Source organism: Nonomuraea sp. NPDC001831 (assembly GCF_042892035.1).
Taxonomy (GTDB): Bacteria; Actinomycetota; Actinomycetes; order Streptosporangiales; family Streptosporangiaceae; genus Nonomuraea.
The window spans coordinates 895496-919264 of record NZ_JBIATU010000002.1; the positions used below are offsets into that span (position 1 = coordinate 895496).

General features: G+C 72.0%; 20 protein-coding genes. 10 read left to right on the forward strand and 10 right to left on the reverse strand.

Annotated elements, in window-relative coordinates; translation table 11 throughout:
* Nucleotides 1-22: 22 nt before the first annotated feature.
* Both ACFYYW_RS09660 and ACFYYW_RS09665 read right to left on the reverse strand, forming a co-directional pair.
* Nucleotides 23-937, reverse strand: coding sequence for a WXG100 family type VII secretion target (locus ACFYYW_RS09660; RefSeq protein ID WP_387646901.1), 915 nt, complete (start codon nucleotides 935-937; stop codon nucleotides 23-25).
* Nucleotides 934-1248 carry a hypothetical protein gene (locus ACFYYW_RS09665; protein WP_352325330.1) on the reverse strand — a complete coding sequence of 105 codons (315 nt, stop codon included), beginning with the start codon at nucleotides 1246-1248 and terminating at the stop codon, nucleotides 934-936. The genes ACFYYW_RS09660 and ACFYYW_RS09665 overlap by 4 nt, the downstream gene beginning before the upstream one ends.
* Nucleotides 1249-1373: 125 nt before the next feature.
* Here ACFYYW_RS09665 and ACFYYW_RS09670 point away from each other — a divergent pair, with 125 nt between their 5' ends.
* A complete protein-coding gene (locus ACFYYW_RS09670; protein ID WP_387646903.1) occupies nucleotides 1374-1802 on the forward strand; it encodes a YbaB/EbfC family nucleoid-associated protein in 429 nt (142 codons plus the stop codon).
* Between the two features lie 5 nt (nucleotides 1803-1807).
* Here the strand turns inward: ACFYYW_RS09670 and eccD are convergent, their stop codons facing one another.
* Nucleotides 1808-3244, reverse strand: a complete 1437-nt coding sequence (gene eccD / locus ACFYYW_RS09675) for a type VII secretion integral membrane protein EccD (protein WP_387646906.1) — start codon at nucleotides 3242-3244, stop codon at nucleotides 1808-1810.
* Between the two features lie 102 nt (nucleotides 3245-3346).
* Here eccD and eccCa point away from each other — a divergent pair, with 102 nt between their 5' ends.
* The 3 genes from eccCa to ACFYYW_RS09690 are packed head-to-tail and all read left to right on the forward strand — an operon-like array spanning nucleotide 3347 to nucleotide 8687.
* Nucleotides 3347-7336 (forward strand): type VII secretion protein EccCa, encoded by a 3990-nt coding sequence (gene eccCa, locus ACFYYW_RS09680; RefSeq protein ID WP_352325333.1) that lies wholly within the window; start codon nucleotides 3347-3349, stop codon nucleotides 7334-7336.
* The gene (locus ACFYYW_RS09685) at nucleotides 7336-7620 is read left to right on the forward strand and encodes a hypothetical protein (RefSeq protein WP_352325334.1); all 285 of its coding nucleotides are present in this window, start codon (nucleotides 7336-7338) and stop codon (nucleotides 7618-7620) included. Before eccCa ends, ACFYYW_RS09685 begins: the two co-directional genes overlap by 1 nt.
* Entirely contained in the window at nucleotides 7617-8687 is a 1071-nt protein-coding gene (locus ACFYYW_RS09690; RefSeq protein WP_387646909.1) for a transglycosylase SLT domain-containing protein, read from the forward strand. The genes ACFYYW_RS09685 and ACFYYW_RS09690 overlap by 4 nt, the downstream gene beginning before the upstream one ends.
* Before the next feature lie 3 nt (nucleotides 8688-8690).
* Here the strand turns inward: ACFYYW_RS09690 and ACFYYW_RS09695 are convergent, their stop codons facing one another.
* The 3 genes from ACFYYW_RS09695 to ACFYYW_RS09705 all read right to left on the reverse strand — a co-directional run bounded on the left by ACFYYW_RS09695 (nucleotide 8691) and on the right by ACFYYW_RS09705 (nucleotide 12734).
* A complete protein-coding gene (locus tag ACFYYW_RS09695) occupies nucleotides 8691-11132 on the reverse strand; it encodes a protein kinase (RefSeq protein WP_387646912.1) in 2442 nt (813 codons plus the stop codon).
* A 90-nt stretch (nucleotides 11133-11222) separates the two neighbouring features.
* Complete coding sequence (locus tag ACFYYW_RS09700; RefSeq protein WP_352326955.1) at nucleotides 11223-12371, reverse strand: S8 family serine peptidase; 1149 nt, start codon at nucleotides 12369-12371, stop codon at nucleotides 11223-11225.
* Between the two features lie 90 nt (nucleotides 12372-12461).
* On the reverse strand, nucleotides 12462-12734 hold the full coding sequence (locus tag ACFYYW_RS09705; protein ID WP_358282476.1) for a WXG100 family type VII secretion target: 273 nt from the start codon (nucleotides 12732-12734) through the stop codon (nucleotides 12462-12464).
* A 123-nt stretch (nucleotides 12735-12857) separates the two neighbouring features.
* On the opposite strand from ACFYYW_RS09705, the gene ACFYYW_RS09710 reads away from it, so the two are divergent.
* The 3 genes from ACFYYW_RS09710 (at nucleotide 12858) to ACFYYW_RS09720 (ending at nucleotide 16871) form a co-directional block, all read left to right on the forward strand.
* The gene (locus ACFYYW_RS09710) at nucleotides 12858-13577 is read left to right on the forward strand and encodes an SDR family NAD(P)-dependent oxidoreductase (RefSeq protein WP_387646917.1); all 720 of its coding nucleotides are present in this window, start codon (nucleotides 12858-12860) and stop codon (nucleotides 13575-13577) included.
* A 36-nt stretch (nucleotides 13578-13613) separates the two neighbouring features.
* Complete coding sequence (locus tag ACFYYW_RS09715) at nucleotides 13614-15365, forward strand: acetyl/propionyl/methylcrotonyl-CoA carboxylase subunit alpha (RefSeq protein ID WP_387646920.1); 1752 nt, start codon at nucleotides 13614-13616, stop codon at nucleotides 15363-15365.
* A gap of 105 nt (nucleotides 15366-15470) precedes the next feature.
* The gene (locus tag ACFYYW_RS09720) at nucleotides 15471-16871 is read left to right on the forward strand and encodes a hypothetical protein (protein ID WP_387646923.1); all 1401 of its coding nucleotides are present in this window, start codon (nucleotides 15471-15473) and stop codon (nucleotides 16869-16871) included.
* A 186-nt stretch (nucleotides 16872-17057) separates the two neighbouring features.
* Here the strand turns inward: ACFYYW_RS09720 and ACFYYW_RS09725 are convergent, their stop codons facing one another.
* From ACFYYW_RS09725 to ACFYYW_RS09735, 3 genes are all read right to left on the reverse strand, one after another.
* Entirely contained in the window at nucleotides 17058-18065 is a 1008-nt protein-coding gene (locus ACFYYW_RS09725) for a CU044_5270 family protein (protein WP_387646925.1), read from the reverse strand.
* Nucleotides 18055-18756 carry an RNA polymerase sigma factor gene (locus tag ACFYYW_RS09730; RefSeq protein WP_387646927.1) on the reverse strand — a complete coding sequence of 234 codons (702 nt, stop codon included), beginning with the start codon at nucleotides 18754-18756 and terminating at the stop codon, nucleotides 18055-18057. Before ACFYYW_RS09730 ends, ACFYYW_RS09725 begins: the two co-directional genes overlap by 11 nt.
* Nucleotides 18757-18974: 218 nt before the next feature.
* Nucleotides 18975-19985, reverse strand: coding sequence for a Scr1 family TA system antitoxin-like transcriptional regulator (locus ACFYYW_RS09735; RefSeq protein WP_387646930.1), 1011 nt, complete (start codon nucleotides 19983-19985; stop codon nucleotides 18975-18977).
* A 220-nt stretch (nucleotides 19986-20205) separates the two neighbouring features.
* Between ACFYYW_RS09735 and ACFYYW_RS09740 the strand changes: the two genes are divergently transcribed.
* Nucleotides 20206-20652, forward strand: coding sequence for an ATP-binding protein (locus tag ACFYYW_RS09740; protein WP_387646933.1), 447 nt, complete (start codon nucleotides 20206-20208; stop codon nucleotides 20650-20652).
* Here the strand turns inward: ACFYYW_RS09740 and ACFYYW_RS09745 are convergent.
* Entirely contained in the window at nucleotides 20621-21220 is a 600-nt protein-coding gene (locus ACFYYW_RS09745; RefSeq protein WP_352326964.1) for a dihydrofolate reductase family protein, read from the reverse strand. The two genes, ACFYYW_RS09740 and ACFYYW_RS09745, sit on opposite strands and share 32 nt — an antisense overlap.
* A 179-nt stretch (nucleotides 21221-21399) precedes the next feature.
* Here ACFYYW_RS09745 and ACFYYW_RS09750 point away from each other — a divergent pair, with 179 nt between their 5' ends.
* Together ACFYYW_RS09750 and ACFYYW_RS09755 are read left to right on the forward strand one after the other, a co-directional pair.
* Nucleotides 21400-22650, forward strand: coding sequence for a 6-phospho-beta-glucosidase (locus ACFYYW_RS09750; protein WP_387646935.1), 1251 nt, complete (start codon nucleotides 21400-21402; stop codon nucleotides 22648-22650).
* Nucleotides 22644-23621: an N-acetylglucosamine kinase gene (locus ACFYYW_RS09755; protein WP_387646937.1), complete on the forward strand. Its 978-nt coding sequence runs from the start codon at nucleotides 22644-22646 to the stop codon at nucleotides 23619-23621. The genes ACFYYW_RS09750 and ACFYYW_RS09755 overlap by 7 nt, the downstream gene beginning before the upstream one ends.
* Nucleotides 23622-23769: the final 148 nt, after the last annotated feature.

Genomic DNA, 23769 nt, shown 5'->3' on the forward strand with positions numbered 1-23769 from the left:
CATCCGTGCGAGTTAACCACAATCAGGGCTTCGTGGTGGTCACTTCGGGGACGACCCAGTCGAAGTTCTGGTAGCCGGCGGGCAACTGGCCGGGCGCGGCGGGCTCCTGGAAGGAGGGCAGGTTCCTGGCGTCGATCGTGGCCCGGCCGAAGTCGATGGCGGCCGCGCCCTCCGGCAGCACGAAGCCGAACTGGTGCTGCTTCCTGACCAGCGTCCCGAGCACCTGCATGCCGCCCCTGAGCAGCTGCGCCAGCGCCCCCGTCATGACGGCGGCGGCGCTGATCATCGCCGTGCCGACGAGGTGCTCCAGGATCATCCCGGCCGCCGCGACCTGCGGGACCGGCGTGGTCTTCATCCGCAGGGCCGCGAGCAGCAGCGTGATCCCCGACACGACCGTCGAGCCGATCTGCATCCAGTAGTTGCGGACCCCGGCGGCCACCTCGTCCAGCACGCCGCCGATCTCGCCGAACGAGTTGCGCAGCGCCCCGATCTCCTGGTGGAACAGCGCCTGCACGCGGCCGAACTCCGTCTGGTCGGCGGCGATCCAGCCGGTCCTGGAGGTGGCCAGGATCTGCGGCATGAGGTTCTTGACGCCGTCGTCGAGGCGGGCGCTGATGCCGTACTTCCAGGTGTTGGCCGCCTCGGCCATGGCGAACTCGTCCGCCGCGCCCACCGCCACGATGCCCGCGACGGCCACCAGGTACGGCGAGAACCGGCCCACGCTCCTCAGCAGGTTCAGCACCCTCGTGCTGAGCGACTCCGCGGCGCCGGCGCCGGCGCCGACTGGGCCGAACTTGCCGGTGGCCGGGTTGAGCGGGATCGACGGCGATCGCGGCGGCCCGACGGAGCCGCCCTTGTTGACCGCCTTGAGCAGGGAACCGCCGCCGCCCGAGCCGCCCCGGCCCTTGTTGACGGCCTTGAGGTAGGGGTCGCTCATTTGCGGTACTGGATGATGCTGGCGTCCTCGGCCGCGCGCCAGTTGCGCTCGCAGACGGTCAGCGCGCCGCACCAGCCGTCCAGGGCGTCCTCGGCCTCCGTCATCAGGCCCTCGGCGCGGTCCATGACGGACCGGTACGTGCCGGCGATGATCATGTTGCCCAGGACGCCGAAGCCCAGGCCGTCCACGGCCGTGAGCGGGACCAGGCCCTTGACGAAGCCGATGATCTCCTTCTTCAGCTCGGACTCCACCCGTTGCCGCGTCTTGCCGATGGTCGCCGAGGTGATATGGATTTCCCGATTCGTTGCCACGACGCCCGATTGTTGCGGCGCTTTGCCCCTGTTTCAGCACTCCTTGCGCGGTTTTCTTGATCACTTCAGGGACCGGCCAGCCGCCGCTCCCCGTTCGTTAACCTCCGGGCGGTGGCGTGCCGGACATGGACCCCATCGACTTCGACCCCGACGACCTCGACCGCGTGATCAGCGAGAGCGAACGCTCGGTCCGCAACCTGGCCGGCGCGCTGGACGAGCTCAGCCAGGTCACCGGCCAGGGCGAGAGCCGCAGCGGCGCCGTCACCGCGCGCGTGGACGCCGGCGGCCGCTTGGACGACCTGCGGCTGGCGCCCAGGACCAGCCGCATGGAGCTGGACGAGCTGACCGGCGAGATCCTCCAGGCCGTCCGCGCCGCCCAGGACGACCAGGCGCGCAGGCTCAGGGACGTGCTCCCGCCCACCTCGTTCGGCGGCCTGTCGGCCGAGGCCGTCACTCGGCGCTTCCAGGACCTCCAGGACGGCTTCTCGCGGCAGATGCACGACCGCCTCGACGCCCTGGAGACCATCCGCCGCCGCGCCCTGTCGGACGGCTGAGCCGGTCAACCGGCCAGGCCGCGCACCCAGGCGTAGACCTCCAGCACCCCGAGCACCAGCGGCACCAGCGCGACGATCAGCGCCCATTCGGTGATGTCGGCGGCCCTCCCCCAGAACGGCGAGGGCCTGCCGCCGGGCAGCCACACGCCCATGCCGACGACCACCATGGCCGCCCACAGCAGCCCGAGCACCACGGCCACCGAGGCCACGCCGCCCACGCCGATCCCGACGGACACGGCCACCGCGGCGAGCGCGCCCAGCCCGACCAGCAGCAGCCACAACCGCTGCCCGACGCCCTGGAACACCCGGGCCCGCATGATCTGCGTGAACGCCAGCACCAGGGACATCGCCACCGAGATCCACCGGCCGTCCGCGACGAACAGCGCGTGCGCCCCGGCCCCGACCAGCGAGACGCCCACGACCATGCCGGTCGCGTACCGCCGCGCCGCGCCGGTGCGCTCCAGCACCGAGGCGCTGTCGAGCCGCTGGTTGTCGCCGCGCAGCTCCTCGGCGTTGGTGGGCATGGCCGGCAGCGGCACGCGGGCCAGCCGGAACGACAACACGGGCACCAGCGGGCTGAGCGCCATCACGAAGGCCGCGCCCACGGCCGCCACGCCCGCGGGCGACGCCCCGGTCACCATGACCACGGCCGCGCAGATCGCGCCGGTCATCGAGGCGATGGCCGTGCCGAGGAAGCCCGGCACGCCGTCGGCGATCGCGGTGCCGCCGAGCGTGGCCACCAGCGCGGTGCAGGCCAGGGCTCCGAGCAGTTGCGGCGCGCCGATGGTCATCAGCCCGCCGCCGGCCGCCGGGGCCAGCAGCCCGGCCAGGAACGCGTACGGGAGGGCGGCGTAGCCGATCAGCGCGCCGGAGCCCGAGTCGCCGACCGCGCGCGAGATGGCCATCCCCACGCCGACGACCAGCAGCGCGAGCGACCCGGCCACGATCGCGGTCACCATCGGGGTCAGGCCGCCGAAGGCCAGCGCCACGGCGCCGGCGACGAGCAGCCCGCAGGCCGCCCCGCCGCCGAGCCCGCGGGTCAGCTCGGGCGACCACTTGCCCTTGCCCTCGCGCACGCCGGTGGCGACCACGTCGGCGACGTCGTCGAACCTGGCCGGCGGCAGCGACACCGCGCGCGGGCGCAGGTAGAGGATCTCGCCGTCCAGCACGCCGAGCGCGCCGAGGCTCTGTCCCAGGTCGAAGGGGGGGCCGCCGAGCCGCTGGAGCGTCCAGCCGGGCGCGGTGGCGATGTCGCCGCCCAGCTCGCCCATGGCTCTGAGCAACCCCGGCAGGACGTGCGGCAGCGGGATGTCGGCGGGCAGTGCCAGGTCGGCCTTCCTGCGCGGCCCCACCACCGTCACGTGGCACAGCGGCGGGAGCGGAGCGGGCACCTGGTGCAACGCGCCCTGCTGTGGAGGAGGGATTTCGGCCAGCGATGTCACAAACACAACATAGCGAGACAGAGTTAACTCAGACCTCAACTCGGACGTTAGGCACATCTGGTAAGAAGGTTCTTCCGAGCACCAGAAGGGCCTGTCACAAGGGTGAGCATCGTCGTCGTACGGCGCCCGGAGCGCCGCCCCAGCCCGAAGTCGCCGCGCGGTGAGATCCTGCTGGAGTCCCCACCGGAGATCCCCGAGGTCCAGTCGCAAGGCATGATGGCGGTGCTGACGTACCTGCCGATGGTGGCGGGCGCGGCCGCGATGGGCCTGATGTTCACCGCCGGGGGCACCAACGCCAACCCCATCATGTACGTCGCCAGCGGCCTGTTCGCGTTCTCGATGGTCGGCATGACGGTCGGCCAGATGGGCCGCCAGGCCGGCGAGCGCAAGGCCCGGCTCAACGGCGCCCGCCGCGACTACTTCCGCTACCTGGCGCAGACCCGCAAGAAGGTGCGCAAGGCGGCGATCCAGCAGCGCGAGGCCCTGGAGTGGAGCGGCCCGGCCCCCGACACCCTGTGGTGGACCGCGATGGGCCCGCGCCTGTGGGAGCGCCGCCCCCGCGACGAGGACTTCAGCACGGTACGCCTCGGCACCGGCATCCAGAAGCTGGCCATCCAGCTCATCCCCCCGGACTCCAAGCCGGTCGAGGACCTGGACGCCCTGTCGGCCGGCGCGCTGCGCCGCTTCATCCGCACCCACTCGACCGTCGAACGTCTCCCGGTCGCCGTCGCGCTGCACTCCTTCGCCCGCATCAAGCTGGACGGCGACCCCGCCCTGGTCCGCGACCTGGTCCGGGCCATGATCGCGCAGATGGCCGTCTTCCACTCCCCCGACGACATGCGGATCATGGTGTGCGCGAGCAAGGAGTGGATGAGCCACTGGGACTGGGTCAAGTGGCTGCCGCACGCCCTGCACCCCGAGGAGACCGACGGCGCCGGCCAGGTCAGGCTCATGGCCGAGAACCTGGCCCAGCTCGACCGCCTGGTGGGCGCGGAGCTGAAGGAGCGGGCCCGCTTCAAGCCGGGCGCCTCGCCGGACGCGCTGCCGTACCACGTGCTCATCCTGGACGGCGGGCACGTGCCGCAGGAGTCGCAGCTCGGCGCGGACGCCATCGACGGCGTCACCGTGATCGACCTGTCGAACTCGGCCGGGACCGTCGAGGAGCGCAGCACGCTGCGGCTGCGCATCGACGCCGCCGGCTTCCACATGGTCAAGCTGGACCACGCGGGCCGCGAGAACACCAACCGGCTCGGCGACCCCGACGCGCTGGACTACCTGCGCGCCGAGGGCCTGGCCCGCCAGCTCGCGCCGCTGCGCGCCTCCTCGGCCAAGGGCGGCGACGCTCAGGACGTGCTGGCGGTGAACACGACGCTGACCGAGCTGCTCGGCGTCGGCGACCCGACCCGGCTGGAGCCGTCGGTGACCTGGCGGCCCCGCGCGGGCCGGAACCGGCTGCGGGTGCCGATCGGCCTCGGCGCCGACGGCCGGCTGGTCGAACTGGACATCAAGGAGTCCGCCCAGGGCGGCATGGGCCCGCACGGCCTGGTCATCGGCGCGACCGGCTCCGGCAAGAGCGAGCTGCTGCGCACGCTGGTGCTCGGCCTGGCGGTCACGCACTCCTCGGAGATCCTCAACTTCGTGCTCGTGGACTTCAAGGGCGGCGCGACCTTCCTCGGCCTGGACGGCCTCTCGCACGTCTCCGCGGTCATCACCAACCTGGAGGACGAGCTGCCGCTCGTGGACCGCATGCACGACGCCCTGCACGGCGAGATGGTGCGCCGCCAGGAGCTGCTGCGCGCGGCCGGCAACTACGCCTCCCTGCGCGACTACGAGAGGGCCCGCGAGCAGGGCGCCAACCTGCGCCCGCTGCCCACGCTGTTCGTCATCCTGGACGAGTTCAGCGAGCTGCTGACGGCCAAGCCCGAGTTCATCGACCTGTTCGTGATGATCGGCCGGCTCGGCCGCTCGCTCGGCGTGCACCTGCTGCTGGCCTCGCAGCGGCTGGAGGAGGGACGGCTGCGCGGGCTCGACACGCACCTTTCGTACCGGATCGGTCTGCGCACGTTCTCGGCCATGGAGAGCCGGGTCGTGCTGGGGGTGGCCGACGCCTACGAGCTGCCGTCCGCGCCGGGCAACGGGTACCTGAAGTTCGACACCTCCGGCATGACCCGGTTCAAGGCCGCGTACGTGTCCGGCCCCCACCAGGTCGACCCGCGGCACGTCGCCACCACCGACGGCTCGGTGACGGTCCGGGAGATCGTCGAGTACGGGCCCGACTTCGTGCCCGTCCCGATGGTCGAGGAGCCGCCCGAGGACCCCGCGGCGCAGGAGGAGAGCAACAAGGCGCAGCAGAGCCTCCTGGACATCGTCGTCGGGCGCCTGGTGGGTCAGGGGCCGCCCGCGCACCGCATCTGGCTGCCGCCGCTGGCCGAGCCGCCCACGCTCGCGCACCTGCTGCCCCCGCTGACGGTCACGCCCGAGCTGGGGCTGTCCACGGCCGGCTGGACCGGCCGCGGCCGGTTGCAGGCCGTGGTGGGGATCATCGACCGGCCGTTCGAGCAGCGGCGGGACCCGTACTGGCTGGACCTGTCCGGCGCGGCCGGGCACGTGGGCGTGGCCGGCGGCCCGCAGAGCGGCAAGAGCACGATCCTGCGCACGCTGATCACCAGCATGGCGCTCACGCACACCCCCCGCGAGGTGCAGTTCTACTGCCTGGACTTCGGCGGCGGCGCGCTGGCCTCGCTGGAGGGGCTGCCGCACGTCGGCGGCGTGGCCTCCAGGCTGGACGCCGACCGGGTGCGCCGCACGGTGGCCGAGATCGCCTCGATCCTGCGCGACCGGGAGCGGGAGTTCACCGAGAACGGCGTCGACTCCATGAGCACCTACCGCAGGCGGGTCGCCGACGGCTCGCTCCAGGGCGACGGCTGGGGCGACATCTTCCTCGTCGTGGACGGCTGGCTGACGATCCGGCAGGACTTCGAGGCCCTGGAGCCGGTCATCACCGACCTGGCGGCGCGCGGCCTCGGCTACGGCATCCACGTGGTGGCGGCCACCGGCAAGTGGTCGGAGTTCCGGCCCGGCATCCGGGACCTGTTCGGCACGCGGGTGGAGCTCAAGCTCGGCGACGCGTACGAGTCCGAGATCAACAGGAAGAAGTCGCTGGCCGTGCCGGAAGGCGTGCCCGGACGCGGCCTGACCAAGGACGGCCTGCACTTCCTCGGCGCGCTGCCCAGGATCGACGGCGTGCAGGACTCCGACGACCTGGCCGCCGGCCTCCAGGGCCTGGTGCAGGCGATCGGGGACTCCTGGCAGGGCCCGCCCGCCAAGCAGGTCAGGCTGCTGCCGTCGGTGCTGCCCGCCGCGTCGCTGCCCGGCGTGGAGGAGACCGGCAAGTCGCGGATCGCGATCGGCGTGGACGAGGCCGCGCTCGCGCCCGTGCTGATCGACTTCGACGCCGACCCGCACTTCATCGTGGTCGGCGACACCGAGAGCGGCAAGTCCAACATGCTCAAGGTGATCGCCGAGAACGTCGTCGCCCGGCACACGCCGCGCGAGGCCATGATGATCGTGATCGACTACCGCCGGTCGCTGCTGGACACGGCGGTCAGCGAGAACCGCATCGGCTACGCCGCCTCCAGCGCCGCCGCGCTCGAACTGGTCAACGACGCCCGCAACGCCCTGCTCAAGCGCCTGCCGCCGGCCAACCTCACGCCCGAGCAGCTGCGCGCCCGCGACTGGTGGAAGGGCTCCGACCTGTACATCGTGGTCGACGACTACGACCTGGTGGCCACGTCCAACAACCCGCTGCTGCCGCTGGTCGAGCTGCTGCCGCAGGCCCGTGACATCGGACTGCACCTGGTCATGTCGCGGGCCATGGGCGGCCTGGGCCGGGCCATGTTCGACCCGGTGATCCAGCGCGTCAAGGACATGGCCAGCCCCGCGGTGATCCTGTCCGGCAGCAGGGACGAGGGCTTCCTGTTCGGCAACGTCCGCGCCCAGCCGCAGCCTCCGGGACGCGGCTTCGTGGTGGACAGAAGGTTCGGCTCGCGGCTGGCGCAGACGGCGTTCTGGCCGCCGGCGGAGGAGGAGTGATGGCAGGACTGGACATCCACTTCGAGGCCCTGGACGACTGCCGCATCGCGGCCAAGACCGTGGCGGGCAAGTTCGGCGACCTGGCGGAGAGCTTCCCCGCCGGCGCCGCCGACTCCTCGATCTTCGGCAAGCTGGCCGACTCCGCGGCCCTCGCGACCGCCGTGGACCAGGTGGAGAGCGTCGCCGACCGCGAGTTCGGCAAGGCCAGGAGCCTCGTCCAGAGCGTCGAACGGGCCCTGGACCTGGTGGAGAGCAACGTGCGGAAGGCGAACTCCCCGGCATGAGCGCACCGGAGGCGATCAACGCGCTGCCCGGCGGTCCCACGCTGGCCGCGCTGGCCGGGCAGGTGAGCGGCGACCCGGGCGCGATCCGCGGCATCGCCAAGCGCTGGCGTACCGCCGCGGGCAAGGTGCTGGCCGACTCCGGCGAGCTCGGCAGCGCCGTCACCACCGTGGACCTGGCCTGGGAGGGCGACTCGGCGGACGCGTTCGTCCGCTACATGTGGAGCTACGGCAGGGCCGGCCAGGACCTGCACGACGCGCTCAACTCCTGCGCCGACGCCCTCGACGCCGCCGCCGGCGTGCTGGAGAGCTCCCAGCGCCAGGTGGACGGCATCTGCGACCGCCTGCTCACCCGCGTCCAGAACCACCGGACGGCCAACCCCGACGCCAAGCAGGAGGACCTGGACGCCGAGATCGGCCGCCTGGTGCGCGAGGAGACCGAGAACGCCAGGAAACCGGTCAAGGACGCCAAGGACGCCGTCACCGACGCCAAGAACGCCATCGGCACGGCGCTGGGCGAGCGCGCCATGACCTTCGCCCAGATCAAGGCGGCGGGCGACCAGGAGTTCGTGCCGGACGCCGGGCACCGGTTCGACTGGCGGCGTACCCAGAGCTACACCTCGCCCTATTCGGGCACCGGCGGCAGCCCCATCATCGGCGGCTACGGCCCGAGCGGCCCGCCCCCTCCCGCGGGCGGCGGGCCGGCGCCCACGGGCAAGGTGAAGCAGTGGATCGAGGAGGCCGTCGCCATCCTCAAGGAGCAGGGCTACCCGGTCGAGAAGATGAACGTCGACGACATCTGGATGATCATCCAGCACGAGTCCGGCGGGAACCCGCACGCGATCAACCTGTGGGACTCCAACGCCGCCGCCGGGCACCCCTCCAAGGGGCTCATGCAGACGATCGACCCGACCTTCAACGCCCACGCCCTGGACGGCCACCGGGACATCTACAACCCGGTGGACAACATCATCGCGGGCGTGCGCTACTCGATCGAGCGCTACGGCAGCGTATCCGCGGTGCCGGGGGTCGTGGGCATGAAGACCGGCTCCGGCTACCGCGGATACTGAGACCTAGCCGCAGTTCGCCCAGTCCACCTGGGTGTTGCCGATGCCCGCGCTGCCCGAGTAACGCACGCACTTGCCCTTGGCGAGGAGCTTGACCGGGCCGGCGTAGTACTCGTAGTTGCCGCGGTCGGTGTTGCTCGGGCCGCCCTGCACCTCCAGGGTCGCGCTGACCGGCGTCGCCTTGCCGACGTCGGGGCCGGACTTGAGGGTGACCACGCAGTTCTGCCCGGTGCTGTTGTTGTACAGCTGGTACGTCGCGCCGCCGGTGTACGACGTGGACCGCTGGACCACGAAACCGGACCCGCACACCTGCGTCGGCGTGTAGGGGTTCGGCTTCGCCGTCGGCGTGGGCTCCGGCTCCTCGGTGGGCTCCGGCTCCTGCGTCGGCTTCTGGGTCGGCTTCTGGGTCTGGGTCGGTTGCTGCGTGGGCTTCTGGGTCTGCGTCGGCTGCTGCGAGGCCGTCGGGGTGGCCGTCTGGGTGGCCGTCGGGGTGCCCGACGCGGTGGGGGACGGGGTGGGCGTCTCGGACGGCTTCTGCGTCGGCTTCCCGTTCGGCCTCTGGGTGGGCGTCTCGGTCGGCTGCTGCGTCTGCGTCGCGGACGGGGTCGGGGTGACCGTCCTGGTGACCGTGGCCGTCGGCTCGGGCTCCTTGGTGGTCTTCCGCTCCTGCACGGTCGGCTGGATCGTCGGGACCGTCAGCTGCTGGGCCGCCGTCGGCGTCGGCACCGTGGTCAGCACCGGCACCTGCGGGGGGTCGGCGGAGGTGTCGTCGTTCAGCACCAGCGGGCCCACGCCGTCGTCGTCAGGGGACGGCGTGGTCGCCCAGGGGGCGGTGACCTCGGCCTGCGGCTGCGTGGGCACGGCGGTGACCGCCTTCTGGGCCGCCGCCGCCGCGCCCGAGGTGGGCGACGCGGAACCCGCCGCGGCGGCGGGCTCGAAGGTGACGTTGGAGGAGTAGCGGCTCGCGCCCCACAGGCCGATCGCCGACAGCAGCATGACCGCGACCACGCCGGCGACCAGGCCGATGGGGAACGGCTTGCGCGCCGGTCCGGTGCTGCCCGCACCGGCCATCGCGGGCTGGGCCGGCTCGGCGGACGGGTTCTGCGGTCCGGGCGGCGGCCCCCAGGCGGCCTGCACGGGCACCGGCGGGTACTGCACCGGGACGCCCTGCACCGGCTCGTCGTCCATGGGAAGGTGCTGCATCGGGGCGGGCTGCATGGGGCCGGGCTGCATCGGGCCGGGCTGCATGGGCTCATGGCCCATCGGGCCCTGCGGCGGCACACCGGGCAGGAACGGGCCGGGCTGCATCGGGTCGTGCGCCATCGGACCGTTCGGGACCGGACCGTTGGCCATCGGGCCGTTCGGCATCGGGCCGTTGGGGATGGGGCCGTTGGGGATGGGGCCGTTGGGGATGGGGCCGTTCACCATCGGGCCCGGGTGCATCGGGCCGTTGGGGATCGGGGCGCCCTCGATGGCCAGGGGCAGCACCGGGGGCCCGCCCGGCACGGGCGGCTGGCCCGGGAGCGAAGGCTGGCCCGGCACGGGCGGCTGGCCGTCGACCATGGTGACGAGGTCCGCCGGGTCGGACGGCGGCAGCTGCGACGGCGGCATCGGGGAGGACGGCATCTGCATCGGCACGCCGTCGATCGGCGCCTGCACGGGCACGCCCTCGATCGGCGCCGCCGGCATGGGGGCCTTGTCGTCCCCCAGCAGGCGCAGCAGCGCCGTGTACGTCGTGGGCCGTCCGGACACGTCCTTGGACAGCGCCGCGAGGACCGTCTGGCGCAGCGGGTCGGGCAGCCCGTCCACCACGGGCTCGTCCGTGAGCACGGCGTGCGCGTCCTGGCCGAACGGCGCGGAGCCGGTGGCGGCGAACACCACGGTCGCCGCCCAGGCGAAGACGTCGGCGTAGGGCCCGTACTGCAGGCCGTTGAGCTGCTCGGGGGCGCGGTAGCCGATCTCGCCGGCCGGGTCGCCGATCTCGATGTCGGTGACGCGCAGCCCCTCGCCGGTGAGGATCACGTTGCTGGGGGTGAGCCCTCGGTGCGCGAATCCGGCCAGGTGCACCGCGGTCAGCGCGGTGAGCATGCCGACCGCCACGCGTTCGAGCGCGTCGCCGGTCAGCGGGCCGTCGGCGGCGACGGTCTCGGCCAGCGAACGTCCCTCGACGTGCTCACGCACGACGTAGAGCAGGCCGTCCTGGACGCCGGCGTCGAGCGTGCGGGCCACGTACGAGCTGGACACCCGGCTGACGTCCTTGAGCCGGGTCACGAAGTCCGGGTCGGCCGCCGGGTCCACGGTCAGCGTCTTGATGGCGACCGGATCGGCGTCCTCGGACTCCTTGCCCAGATGAACGGCGCCACGCGGGCCCTGTCCCAACAGGCTCACGATCTCGTGATCGCCGATCCGCTCCGGTACTGCTGCCTGGGGGGAGTCCTTCTCCACCATGACCGTCCTTTCAGGAGTCCGTCATGATCAGAGACATTTAACCAAATACGCCCCATAAGCATCAGCAGTTTCGGCCACCCACTCTTACAGTTAACCGTCAATTCTTCCGATATCCGGCGGCGAGCCGGGCCGCCAGCGCCGCCTGCGTCCCATGGGCACGAACACCCAGGCCGCCAGCGCCAGCCCGACCAGCGAGAACCCGCCCGCCGCGACCACCGTCGCGACCTCCATCGACCGCCGGTCCGGCGGCACGGCCTTGCGCACGACGGTCGCGGGCAGCGGCGGCGGCACCGGCGGCGCCACGGCCACCTGCTCCGACGGCAGCACCGCGGTCACCGCGAGCAGCGGGTTGACCATCCCCGCGCCGGTGCCCGTCCCGGACGCGCCGTCGGCGGTCAGCGTGATGCGCCTGCGCACCTGGAGCTGCGTCAGCCCGGGATGGCGGGCCCGGACCAGCGCGACCACGCCGGCCACGTACGGGGCCGCGTAACTGGTGCCCTTCAGGTCGGACTGGTACCCCTTGAGCGGCCAGGTCGAGCTGACGCCCTCCCCCGGGCCGAGCACGGCGACCGCGTTGGGGTTGGAGAACGTCGAGCGCCCGCCGTCCGGGGTCGCCGAGCCCACCGACAGCACCCCGTCGTACGCGGCGGGGTAGGAGGGGGTCGACGTGCCGTCGTCCTTGGACAGGTTGCCGGCGGCGGCGACGATCACCACGTCCCGCCCCAGCGCGTAGTCGACGGCCGCCTTCAGGTCGGGGGTGTCGGAGGCCTCGACGGAGACGTTGATGACGTCGGCGTGCTCGTCCACGGCCGTCTTGATGGCCTTGGCCAGCAGGCCCACGTCGCCCCGGTCACCGGTGACGTACTTGATCGACAGCAGGCTCACGCCGGGGGCGACGCCGTGGAAGGGGATGTCCTTGCGCGGCAGGCCGGCGATGAGCCCGGCGACCGCCGTGCCGTGGCCGACGCAGTCGCGGTAGCCGGTGTTGGTGAGGTCGGCCTTGCCGCCCAGCCGGATCTGGGGGTGGGTCTCGTCCACGCCGCTGTCGATGACGGCGACCGTGACGCCCCGGCCCGTGGTCAGCGGCCACACCTTCTCCGCGTTGACCCGCCGCTGCGCCCAGGTCTCGCCGATCGCCATGGTGGCCTTCTTGGGCGTGCACCGCACGGGCGCGGCCTGCGCCGGCGCGGCCGCGAACTGCAGGGCGAGCATGCTCGCCGCCAAGGCGCGACCAATCATGGAGAAAGAGCGTAGCCTGCCCGATCCGGGAGGAAAGCTCCGCTCACGACGGAAGAAGCCCCGGCGGCGGACCAGGGCCCCCGTCCGTGCTCACTGCGTGGCGGACTCGATGTTCCGCTGGTACGTGCCGATGACCCGGGAAGCCTCCTGCAGCTCCTCGGTCATGCGCTGGAAGGCCGTGCGGTAGTTCTGCCAGGCCTGATTGAAACGCTGGGCTCCGGGGCCCGTCCACGCGGTGCCGACCTTGGCCGCCTCGCGGTCGAGCGCGGTCATGATGGTGCGGAGCGCCTCGGACTGCTGCGTGAACTGGCTGGCCATCTGCTGCATTTCCGCGGGGTTGCCGCCGAGCATACTCTGGCTCATGCATACCTCCTGGAACTGGTGAAAGCGCCCTCACCATAAAGCGGGCCACCGGCCGTCGCCCCCGTTATGCCGAGCGGCTATGGTCGTCCAGAGGATTATTCGGATCTAAGGAGTTATCCGCTCATGCGCGAGGTCGTGGTGACGGGTGGCGGCACCGGGATCGGCTACGCCATCGCCGAGGCGTTCGCCGCTCTCGGCGACCGCGTCACGATCACCGGCCGGCGCGAGCACGTGCTGAAGGAGGCCGCCGCGCGGCTGGGGGCGGCGTACGTGCCGTTCGACGCCGCGAGCCCGGCCGCCGTCCAGGGCGCGCTCGACAGCCTGCCCGCCCGCGTGGACGTCCTGGTCAACAACGCCGGGGGCAACACGAACCTGGAACGCGGCCAGTCCGGCGACCTGGCCGACGTCGCCGAGGCGTGGCGGGCCAACCTCAACGCCAACCTGCTGTCCGCCGTGCTGGTCACGACCGCGCTCGCGCCGCGCATGGGCGAGGGCGGCCGGATCGTCTCCATCGGCTCGATCGCCGCGCGCGGCACCGGGTCCGGCTCGTACGGCGCCGCCAAGGCCGCCGTCGAGTCCTGGACCGCCGACCTGGCCGCCGAGCTGGGCCCCCGGGGCATCACCGCCAACGTCGTGGCTCCCGGCCTGGTGATGGAGACCGAGTTCTTCCGCGGCAGGCTCACCGAGGAGGGCATCAGGGCCCGCGTGCAGAACACGCGTAACGGCCGCCCTGGCACCCCCTCCGACGTGGCCGATACCGTTCTCTTTCTGGCATCCGCGGGAGCCGGGCACATGACGGGGCAGGTGCTGCATCTGAACGGCGGCGCGTACCTCGGCCGCTGAGCTCTCACGAGGACCACGAGGAAGGGACGAAGGTCGGTGCGGAAGGTTCTGATCGCCAATCGCGGCGAGATCGCCGTACGGGTGGCCCGCGCGTGCACGGACGCGGGGATCGGCAGCGTGGCCGTCTACGCCGACCAAGACATCGACGCCCTGCACGTCAGGGTGGCCGACGAGGCGTACGCGCTGGGCGGGCAGTCCCCCGCCGAGACCTACCTCGACATCGCCAAGCTGCTCGACGTCGCCGCGCGCGCCGGCGCCGACGCCGTCCACCCCGGCTACGGCTTCCTGGCCGAGAACGCCTCGTTCGCGCAGGCCGTCATCGACGCCGGCCTCACCTGGATCGGGCCGCCCCCGGCCGCCATCGCCGCGCTGGGGGACAAGGTGCAGGCCAGGCACATCGCGCAGAAGGTCGGCGCGCCGCTGGTGGCCGGCACCAAGGACCCGGTCTCCGGCGCCGAGGAGGTCGTGGCGTTCGCCGAGCAGCACGGCCTGCCGATCGCGATCAAGGCCGCGTACGGCGGCGGCGGCCGCGGCATCAAGGTCGCGCGCAGGCTGGAGGAGGTCGCCGAGCTGTACGAGTCCGCCGTGCGCGAGGCCGTGGCCGCCTTCGGCAGGGGCGAGTGCTTCGTCGAGCGCTACCTCGACCGTCCCCGGCACGTCGAGACCCAGTGCCTGGCCGACCGCGCGGGCAACGTGGTCGTGGTCAGCACCCGCGACTGCTCGCTCCAGCGCCGCCACCAGAAGCTGGTGGAGGAGGCGCCCGCGCCGTTCCTGTCGCCGGAGCAGATCGACATCCTCTACACCAGCTCCAAGGCCATCCTGAAGGAGGCCGGCTACGTCGGCGCCGGCACCTGCGAGTTCCTCGTCGGCCAGGACGGCACGATCTCCTTCCTGGAGGTCAACACCCGGCTGCAGGTCGAGCACCCGGTCAGCGAAGAGGTCGCGGGCGTCGACCTGGTGCGCGAGATGTTCCGGCTCGCCGACGGCGAGCTCCTGGGCTACGACGACCCGGCCCTGCGCGGCCACTCGATCGAGTTCCGGATCAACGCCGAGGACGCCGGCCGCAACTTCCTGCCCGCCCCCGGCACCCTGACCGCCATGCGCACCCCGGCCGGTCCCGGCGTCCGCCTCGACTCGGGCTACGAGGCCGGGATGACGGTGCCGCAGACGTTCGACTCGCTGGTGGCCAAGCTGATCGTGACCGGGCGCACCCGTCACGAGGCCCTCGACCGGGCCCGGCGGGCGCTGGCCGAGTTCGAGATCGACGGCATGCCGACCGTGCTGCCCTTCCACCGGGCGATCGTGACCGACCCGGCGTTCACGTTCGAGCCGTTCACCGTGCACACGCGGTGGATCGAGACCGAGTGGGACAACCCGGTCGAGCCGTACGCGGGCGAGGTGGCCACCGCGCCGGCCGCTCCGGCGGCGCGCGAGACGGTGACGGTCGAGGTCGGCGGCAAGCGCCTTGAGGTGGTGCTCCCGGCCGGCCTCGGCATGGCCGGCCCCGCGCCCGCCGCGGCCAAGGCGCCGCGCCGGTCCGGCGGCGCGCGCAAGCACGCGACGGCCGGCGGCGACGCGCTGGTCAGCCCCATGCAGGGCACGATCGTCAAGGTCGTCGCGAACGACGGCGACGTGGTGAGCGAGGGCGACACGGTCGTGGTGCTGGAGGCCATGAAGATGGAGCAGCCGCTGACGGCCCACAAGTCGGGCACCGTCACGGGCCTGTCGGCCGCCGTCGGCCAGACCGTCACGTCGGGCGCCACCATCTGCGAGATCAAGGACGCCTGAGCCAGCTCCCCTGTGCATACGCGCCGTCGCGGGCAGGTAACGTGCCCAGTGAGGAACTTTGCCGACCGCCCGTTCGTCCTCATGGGCGAAGGAGGCTTGCTGCCAATGACCCATTCGCTGCGCCGAGCAGGGGCCGCGATCGCGGCTCTGATCGCCGGGCTGTTCGTCGTTCTTGCGCTGTCCCCTGCCGCCAACGCGGCGGCGCCACCTGACGCACAGACTGTGGTGCAAAACTGGAAGAAGGCCCCGCTCTACGTGGTGTCGGGCTCCCCCTTGAGCTCCAGCCAGCAGAGTGACATCAACGACGCGCTGAAGGACGCCGACAGCAAGATCTACGCTGTCGCGCTGCCCGACGGCACCTTTGACAACTCGACCGTGGGCCCGTACCTGTCGTCGCTGGGCAAGGCGCTGGTCGACGCCGGTCGTCCCAAGGTGACGGTGGTGGTGTTCGACGGCGAGACGATGTTCGCCGGGTCCAACGCCCTGCGGAACAACCTCGCCGGCCAGCTGGTCAAGCTCTCGGTGAACGCCAACTCGGGCGACATCGTCGCGGGCGTGAAGGACTTCGCCAACCGGGTCGACGCGGCGGGCAAGAACGACCGCAGCGGCGCCCTGAGCCCCAGCAGCCAGGCCAACCCCGGCGCCGGCGGCCAGTTCGCGCTGGTGGCCCTGCTCGGCCTGCTGGTGGTCGGCGGCGGCGGCTACTTCCTCTACTCCAAGAACAAGAAGAAGAAGCGCGCCATCCAGGAGGCCAAGGACCTGGCCGCGGTCAAGCAGACCGTGGAGGAGGACGTCACCAAGCTGGGCGAGGAGATCACCGAGCTCGACACCGACGTCACCCTCGCCGGCCAGGGCGGCGGGCACATCACCGAGTGGCAGCAGGCGCTCGACTCCTACGAGAAGGCCAAGGTCCAGCTCAACGCGGTCCAGCGGCCCGACCAGGTCCGCGAGGTCACCCAGACCCTTGAGGACGGCCGTTACGCGCTGGCCGTGGTGAAGGCCAAGGTCAACAACCAGCCGATCCCCGAGCGGCGGGCCCCCTGCTTCTTCAACCCGCAGCACGGCCCGTCGGCCCGTGACGTGCGCTGGGCCCCGCCCGGCGGCGCGGTGCGCGACGTGCCCGCCTGCGCGATGGACGCCGAGGCCGTCGAGCGCGGCTTCGACCCGCAGATGCGCGAGGTCATGGTCGACGGTCACCGTCGCCCCTACTACGACGCGGGCCCGGCCTACCAGCCGTACGCCTACGGCTACTACGGCGGCTTCGGCGACATCATGACCGGCATGTTCATCGGCACGATGATGGGCAGCATGTTCCACGGCGGCTGGGGCGGCGGCGGCTACGGCGCCGGCTACGCCGAGGGCTACCAGGACGGCGGCGGCGGCGACCTCGGCGGCGGCGACTTCGGCGGCGGAGGGGACTTCGGCGGCGGAGGCGGCGGCGGCTGGGGCGACTTCGGCGGCGGCGGCGACTTCGGTGGCGGCGACTTCGGCGGCGGCGACTGGTAAACCCTGCGCCGACCCTGACGGGCGCGCCCTCCCTTTCCGGGGGGCGCGCCCTTTTCGCGTTCCGGTGTCAACCTTCCCGGCCTGCTTCCGCGTTGAGGCCAGGTGAGTGATCCAGAGGCCAGGTGAGTGATCCATCCGACGACGCCTCCTACGCCGCCTTCCTGGCGGCGGCCTGGGACAGGGCGGTCAGGGGAGTCGGCCCGGTTCGTCCACCACGCCCGCCGCCAGGTCGGCGCTCGCGTAGAACGTGCCCTTGCGGGCCGTCACCTCGCCGCCGAGCACCTCGTCCTGGAGGGTGTCCACGCGCCTGCCGAGGAAGCGGTAGGTGGCGGCGTCCAGCACCAGGTACGACCGCGAGACGATCTGGCCCTGCGCGTCCCGCACCGGCCCTCCGGGGACGGAACCGGCGGGCTCGTAGGCGATGCCGATGCCCGCCCGGCCCGCCGCGTCCCGTACGCCGAGGTCCACCCGCACTCCGGGCAGCTCGGCGAGCGCGCGGAAGATGGCGGCCTCGACCTGCGGCGGCATGGGGACGCCCGCGTCGAGGTAGACCGACAACACGCGGAACGCCCGCGCGTCCGGGTGCTCGGCGTCCGCGCCCTTCGTCCGGGCCGACCAGTGCCGGTCGCCCCTGACGTGGTCCAGCAGCGCGGCGGGATCGGTGGGCAGGCCGGCGAACTTGGCCGCGTACTGCCGGGGGGTCAGGTCGTCGTCGCCGGGGTCGGGGGTGATGTCCTGGAACTCCAGGGAGCCGCCGTTCTGGCGGAGCGCCTGGCGGGTGCCGTCGTACCGGGTCCAGTATTCCTGCACCGTGCCTCGCTCCTCGTAGGGCTGCTTGACCAGGTGCTTGCGGTACAACCACTGGTCGGCGCGCGGCTGGTGGTGCTTCCGGCGTCCCTCGGCCACCAGGGCGGCCTGGCGCAGCACCGTCTCGGCCCGTACCGGCATGGTGGTCACGGCGGCCGGCGGGGCCGGGGCCGGGGTGTGGGAACCGTTCACCGCCACGACGACGGCGGCGACGGCTGTCGCGGCGGCCAGCAGCGACGGCACCGCCCAGAACCGGCGCCGCTTCCGGGCCGGGGCCTGGCCCGACGCCGGGGCGAGGGCCCGGGCACGCACGGCGCGCAGGCGGTCGGCGGCGGGCTCCGGGGCGTCCGCGCGCAGCTCGCGCAGGAGCGTGAGGTCATCGTCCACGGCCGGGGTCCTCCTCGTCGGTGTCGTGGATGGCTGAGTGCGCGGCGTCGCGGCCGCCCGGAGGCGCGGCGTCGCGGACGGCTGAGGGCATGGAGTTGTGGGCGGCCGGCGGGGCGGCGTCGTGGAGGGCTGACGGGTCGATGCCGCCCAGGGCCGCGCGGGTCTTCCTCCTGGCGCGGTGCAGGCGCGAACGCACGGTCCCGATCGGGACGCCGAGCGCGCGGGCGACCTCCTCGTAACTGAGGTCCGCCCAGGCGATCATCAGCAGCACCTCGCGGTCCTGCTGCGACAGCGTCGCGAGCGCCCCCGCCAGCTCGCGGTGCGCCGCCCCGGCCGACACGCGGGCCGCCACCCGGTCGGCGTAGCTCTCGGCCACCGCGTCGAGCCCCGTCCTGGCCAGGGCGCGGTAGGCCCTGATCTCGGTACGGCGATGCTTGCCGATCAGGTTGGCGGCGATGCCGTACAGCCAGGGCCGGGCGTCGCGGTGGGCGGTGTCGTAGCGGGCGAGACGGCGGAAGGCGTCCAGGAACGTCTCGGCCACGATGTCGTCGGCCAGCGAATCGCCCAGGCGGCGGGTGACGTATCTGTGGAGCGCGGGGGCGTGCCGGTCGTACAACGCCGTGAAGGCGGCGGGGTCGCTGCGGGCACGTCTGATCACCTCCGCGTCGTCCACCTCGGTGTCCTGCGTCAAAACTCTCGGCTCCGTTCTTCGGGCTGAACACCCCCTTTCACCCGATGCCTCGGATCCGGTTCTCGTACAGGCCACGAAGGGCTTCGCCGATGGGCGCGCTTCGCGCGACGTGGGCTCAGGCTGCGTCCATGTGGGGGCAAGCCGCCACACCCCCAGCGGGGACCTACCGGTCCCCGCACCCTCGGACGAACCGAACTCCGAAGCGACAGACGCCTGCCTCAGATGTTGAATTCGCCCTGGTTGGCGCCGTGCAGGAACGCCTTCCACTCCTCAGGAGTGAAGATCAGCGCCGGGCCCTGCGGATTCTTGCTGTCTCGGACGGCGACGATCCCCGGGAGGTTCGTCGCCACCTCGACACACTGCCCGTTGTCGCCGCTGGCGCTGGACTTACGCCACTCCGCTCCGCCGAGGTCTACTGGGTCCATTTTTTTGATCGCATCCTCAATCGCCCGTGGTGTGACGTTCTTCGGCTGTGCGTCCGCTCTGATGGTGTCATACCTCTGCCTGAGACGCTGGACCGCGTCGTGATCTCCAGTGACATGACCGGAGAGGACCGAGTCGGCTGAGACCACCTCCGCACCGTCACGCAACCGCGCCAGCGCGAACGCGCTCATGGTGCCCGCCACGCAACCGGCGGCAACCGGCACCAACTGGATGGTGATGCGGGGATGGCAGGTGAGATCCAGCAGGTAGCGGAGCTGTTCCACCAGGACTTCGCGGCCTCCGATCGGGCGGTGCAGGACTCCTTCGTCGATGAGCGCGAGGAAGGCCGGAGGGCGATTGCTGTCGAAGATTCTCATGCGCCGGATGCGGGCCTGGACTCGCTCTTCGACGCGATCCGGCGGGGTGGCGGCGGAGAAGATCGCGCGGGCATAGCCGGCGGTCTGCAGGATGCCGGGGATCAACAGCGGATCCCAGGACTGCAGGATGACGGCTTGCGGTTCGATCTCCTCGACCCACCGTGCGAACCAGCCCAGAGCGGGTGACTGGGAGATGCGCTCGTGGAGGCCGGTGAAATGGCCGTCGGTTCCGAATGCCTTGTCCACCTCGCGCGCGAATTCCAGCGTAGGGACTCGTCGGCCTTTCTCGACATGGCTGACGAGTGACTCGTGGCAGAGAATGCGGAGCGCTAGAGCGGATTGTGTCATTCGAGCCGCTTTACGTCGTTCCGCGAGGTCGCGGGCGAAACGCGCCCTGGGCGACAAATGGTCGCCAACATCGGGAGTCATGGCTTCTCCGCAGGTCAGGAGCAAGGGGATGGCCTCATGGCAGGCTACTGCGACAACCTTCCGACAATCAATACAGAGCAGGTGTAGCGCTTTGTCGGACGAGTTTCGCCGGCCGGGCGCACCGCGGAAGCACGTAACCGTTCATGCTTGATCCGGGCGACAGTGTTTCTGTCGCGAGAAACGGCCGCCAGAACCTCCCGATTGGCTTTGGGGTGAAATCATGTCAATTTGCCACACCTACCAAGGCTTGACGTTGCGGCGCGATGACCGAGCTCCCGGAGAAAGTCGGCAGACGATTCGGCGCTGGCTGGCGGACGTCGACTCGCCGGTTCGCGACGACGCCCTGACGGTCGTATCAGAGCTGGTCACCAACGCGGTCCGGCATGTGCCGCCGGGCCCCGACCGCGACTGGGTCATGGTGCTGCTCGGGATGGGGGACGGATTCGTACACCTCGAAGTGGTGGACCCCGGGACGGCGGACCGGGAACCGCGCTTCGTCCCGCTGGACGCGGGTTCCCTGCGGGAGTCAGGTCGCGGCCTCGGCCTGGTGGCCGCCCTGTCGGTCAGGAGCGGCACGCACACCGCCGGACCGCACGGCCACCGCGTCGTCTGGGCCGACCTGGAAAGAACGACCGCTAGCGGACCACCCGGTACGTCAGGTGCGTGACCAGGGCGGTGCCCGTGGGCGGGGCGGCGGGGGTGAGGGTGATGTCGCCTGCGTCGGCCAGGAGGCGTTCGCCGCGGCCGAGGATCACCGGCGCGACGTGCAGGCGGAGCTCGTCGATGAGGCCGGCGGCCAGGTACTGGTTGACGGTGGCGGCGCCGCCGGCGATGGCGATGTCACGGTCCCCCGCCGCCTCCTGCGCCATGGCGAAGGCGGCCTCGATGCCGTCCGTGACGAAGAAGAACGTCGTGCCGCCCTTCATGGGCAGCGGCTCGCGCGGGTGGTGGGTGAGGACGAACACCGGCGCGTGGTACGGCGGCTCCTCCCCCCACCAGCCGGTCCAGTTCGGGTCGAAGGCGCCGCGGCCGGGGTCGAACATGTTGCGGCCCATGATGAACGCCCCGGCCGCCGTGATGGCCTCGATGACCTCGGCGTGCTTCTCGGGCTCCTGGAACATCCACTCGTGCAGCCGGTCGCCCACGCCGTCGCCGAACGGCTGCTCCAGGCTCTGGTTCGGCCCCGCCACGTAGCCGTCGACGGACATCCCCATGTCGCACGTGACCTTGCTCATCCTGGTTCGTCTCCTGTTGTCCGTGGCGCCCGTCCGGCGCCTTCACCAGGGAGTCGGAGCCGATGCCGGGCTCTCTACATGGCGAGCGGAAATTTCCGGGAACGGGGTGGGAGGAGTCGGATCGGAGGAGGTCGGGTAGGTTCGGCGGTTAGGAAAGTTTCCTAATTGAGGAGTTGCACATGAGACTCGCCGTGATCGGGGGCGGTTCGACCTACACCCCCGAGCTCATCGACGGCTTCGCCAGGCTGCGCGACGAGCTGCCGCTCACCGAGATCGCGCTGATCGACCCGGACGCCACGCGGCTCGACCTGGTGGCGGGCGTGTCCGGCAGGATGTTGCGCCGGGCCGGGCACCCGGCGAAGGTGATCGCCACCGCCGACGTGGCCGAGGGCGTGGCGGGCGCGGACGCCGTGCTGTTCCAGCTCAGGGTGGGCGGCCAGGCCGCGCGGAACGTGGACGAGACGCTGCCGCTGGAGTGCGGCTGCGTCGGCCAGGAGACGACGGGCGCGGGCGGGCTCGCCAAGGCCCTGCGCACGGTCCCGGTCGTGCTCGACCTGGCCGAGCAGGTACGCGCCCACGCCCCCGACGCCTGGATCATCGACTTCACCAACCCGGTCGGCATCGTCACCAGGGCGCTGCTGGACGCCGGGCACCGCGCGATCGGCCTGTGCAACGTGGCCATCGGGTTCCAGCGCCGCTTCGCCCGGCACCTCGGCGTGCCGCCGGAGCGGGTCGCGCTCGGGCACGTCGGGCTCAACCACCTGACGTGGGAGCGCTCGGTCGTGGTCGACGGCGTGGACGTGCTGCCGCGGCTGCTCGCCGAGCACGGGCAGGAGCTGGCCGACGACATCGGCCTGCCGGTCGGGCTGCTGCGCCGGCTCCAGGTGGTCCCGTCCTACTACCTGCGCTACTTCTACGCCCACGACCTGGTGGTGAGCGAGCAGCGGGCCAAGCCGTCGCGCGCGGCCGAGGTCGCGGCGATGGAGCGGCAGCTCCTGGAGCTGTACGCGGACCCCGCCGTGGACACCAAGCCGGACCTGCTGGACAAGCGGGGCGGCGCCTACTACTCCGAGGCCGCCGTCGCGCTGATCGCCTCACTGCTCGGCGACCGGGGCGACGTCCAGGTGGTCAACACCCGCAACGACGGGACGCTGCCGTTCCTGCGCGACGAGGCGGTCATCGAGGTCCCGGCCAGGGTCTCGGCGTCCGGGGCGGCGCCGCTGCCGGTCGATCCGGTGGAGCCGCTGTACGCGGGCCTGATCGCGAACGTCTCCGCGTACGAGGAGCTGGCGCTCGACGCGGCGCTGCACGGCGGCGCGGACCGGGTGCGCAACGCCTTGCTGGCCCATCCGCTGATCGGCCAGGAGGCCGTCGCGGACGAGCTGACCGGCCTGCTGCTGGCGGCGAACGAGCGGTACCTGCCATGGTGATCATCGCGGTGGACGCGGGCAACAGCAAGACGCACGTCGTCGTGCTCTCGGACGACGGCACCATCCTGGCCCAGGGCGACGGCGGGCCGTTCGAGCCGCAGACCGTCGGCGTGCCGGCGGCCGTGGACGTCGTGGAGGAGGCCGTGCGGCGGGCGCTCGGGCCGGCGGCCGCTCCCCCGTACGCCGACCAGCTCTACGCCTACCTGGCCGGGGCCGACCTGCCGGTGGAGGAGGAGGCCCTGGCGGCCGAGTTCCGTGCCCGCGGGATGGCCGCCGACGTGGTCGTGGGCAACGACAGCTTCGCGCTGTTGCGTTCGGGGGCGTCCGGACCCAGCGGAGTCGCGGTGGTGTGCGGCGCGGGCATCAACGCGGTCGGCGTCTCGCCCACGGGCGGGGTGGCCCGCTTCCCCGCGCTCGGCCGGATCAGCGGCGACTGGGGCGGTGGCGGCGGCCTGGCCGAGGAGGCGTTGTGGCACGCCATCCGCGCCGAGGACGGCCGGGGCGCCCCCACCGCGCTCGCCGGCCTGATCAAGGAGCACTTCGGCACGCGGACGGTCGAGGAGGTGGTGCTCGGGGTGCATTTCGGGCAGATCGAGCGGCATCACCTGACCGCGCTCGCGCCCAAGGTGTTCGAGGCCGCCGCGTCGGCTGACGCGATCGCGTTGGAGCTGGTCACCCGGCTGGCCGACGAGATCGTGGTGATGGCCGAGGTGTGCCTGCGCCGCCTGGACCTGCTGGAGACGCCGACGGAGGTCGTGCTGGGCGGAGGCGTGCTGCACGCGCGCATCCCGCTGCTGGTCGCGATGCTGGAGGAGCGGTTCGCCGTACGGGCTCCGCTGGCCAAGCAGGTGATCCCGGACCAGCCGCCGATCGTCGGGGCCGCGCTGAACGGCCTGGACCGCATCGGGGCCTCCGAGGAGGCCAAGGCTCACCTCCGAGCGCAGTTCCAGAAGGTCCGGGCAGGCTCCTGAGAATCCGAGCGCAGTTCCAGGTCCGGGCAGGCTCCTGAGAATCCGAGCGCAGTTCTAGAGAGGTATTGACGCACGAAGAGCGGTAAGTCTAGAGTCAGCCGCCAACCGTCTGGAAAGTATCCGGACGGTTGGCGGTCAAGGAGGCCAC

Bases quoted from the DNA above. Each gene is read 5' to 3' on its own strand.
- ACFYYW_RS09695 (WP_387646912.1), bottom strand. From the start codon at position 11,132: ATGGTGGAGAAGGACTCCCCCCAGGCAGCAGTACCGGAGCGGATCGGC.
- ACFYYW_RS09685 (WP_352325334.1), top strand. From the start codon at position 7,336: ATGGCAGGACTGGACATCCACTTCGAGGCCCTGGACGACTGCCGCATC.
- ACFYYW_RS09660 (WP_387646901.1), bottom strand. From the start codon at position 937: ATGAGCGACCCCTACCTCAAGGCCGTCAACAAGGGCCGGGGCGGCTCG.
- ACFYYW_RS09755 (WP_387646937.1), top strand. From the start codon at position 22,644: ATGGTGATCATCGCGGTGGACGCGGGCAACAGCAAGACGCACGTCGTC.
- ACFYYW_RS09690 (WP_387646909.1), top strand. From the start codon at position 7,617: ATGAGCGCACCGGAGGCGATCAACGCGCTGCCCGGCGGTCCCACGCTG.
- ACFYYW_RS09750 (WP_387646935.1), top strand. From the start codon at position 21,400: ATGAGACTCGCCGTGATCGGGGGCGGTTCGACCTACACCCCCGAGCTC.
- ACFYYW_RS09670 (WP_387646903.1), top strand. From the start codon at position 1,374: ATGGACCCCATCGACTTCGACCCCGACGACCTCGACCGCGTGATCAGC.
- ACFYYW_RS09740 (WP_387646933.1), top strand. From the start codon at position 20,206: ATGTCAATTTGCCACACCTACCAAGGCTTGACGTTGCGGCGCGATGAC.
- ACFYYW_RS09700 (WP_352326955.1), bottom strand. From the start codon at position 12,371: ATGATTGGTCGCGCCTTGGCGGCGAGCATGCTCGCCCTGCAGTTCGCG.
- ACFYYW_RS09705 (WP_358282476.1), bottom strand. From the start codon at position 12,734: ATGAGCCAGAGTATGCTCGGCGGCAACCCCGCGGAAATGCAGCAGATG.
- ACFYYW_RS09735 (WP_387646930.1), bottom strand. From the start codon at position 19,985: ATGACTCCCGATGTTGGCGACCATTTGTCGCCCAGGGCGCGTTTCGCC.
- ACFYYW_RS09710 (WP_387646917.1), top strand. From the start codon at position 12,858: ATGCGCGAGGTCGTGGTGACGGGTGGCGGCACCGGGATCGGCTACGCC.
- ACFYYW_RS09745 (WP_352326964.1), bottom strand. From the start codon at position 21,220: ATGAGCAAGGTCACGTGCGACATGGGGATGTCCGTCGACGGCTACGTG.
- ACFYYW_RS09720 (WP_387646923.1), top strand. From the start codon at position 15,471: ATGACCCATTCGCTGCGCCGAGCAGGGGCCGCGATCGCGGCTCTGATC.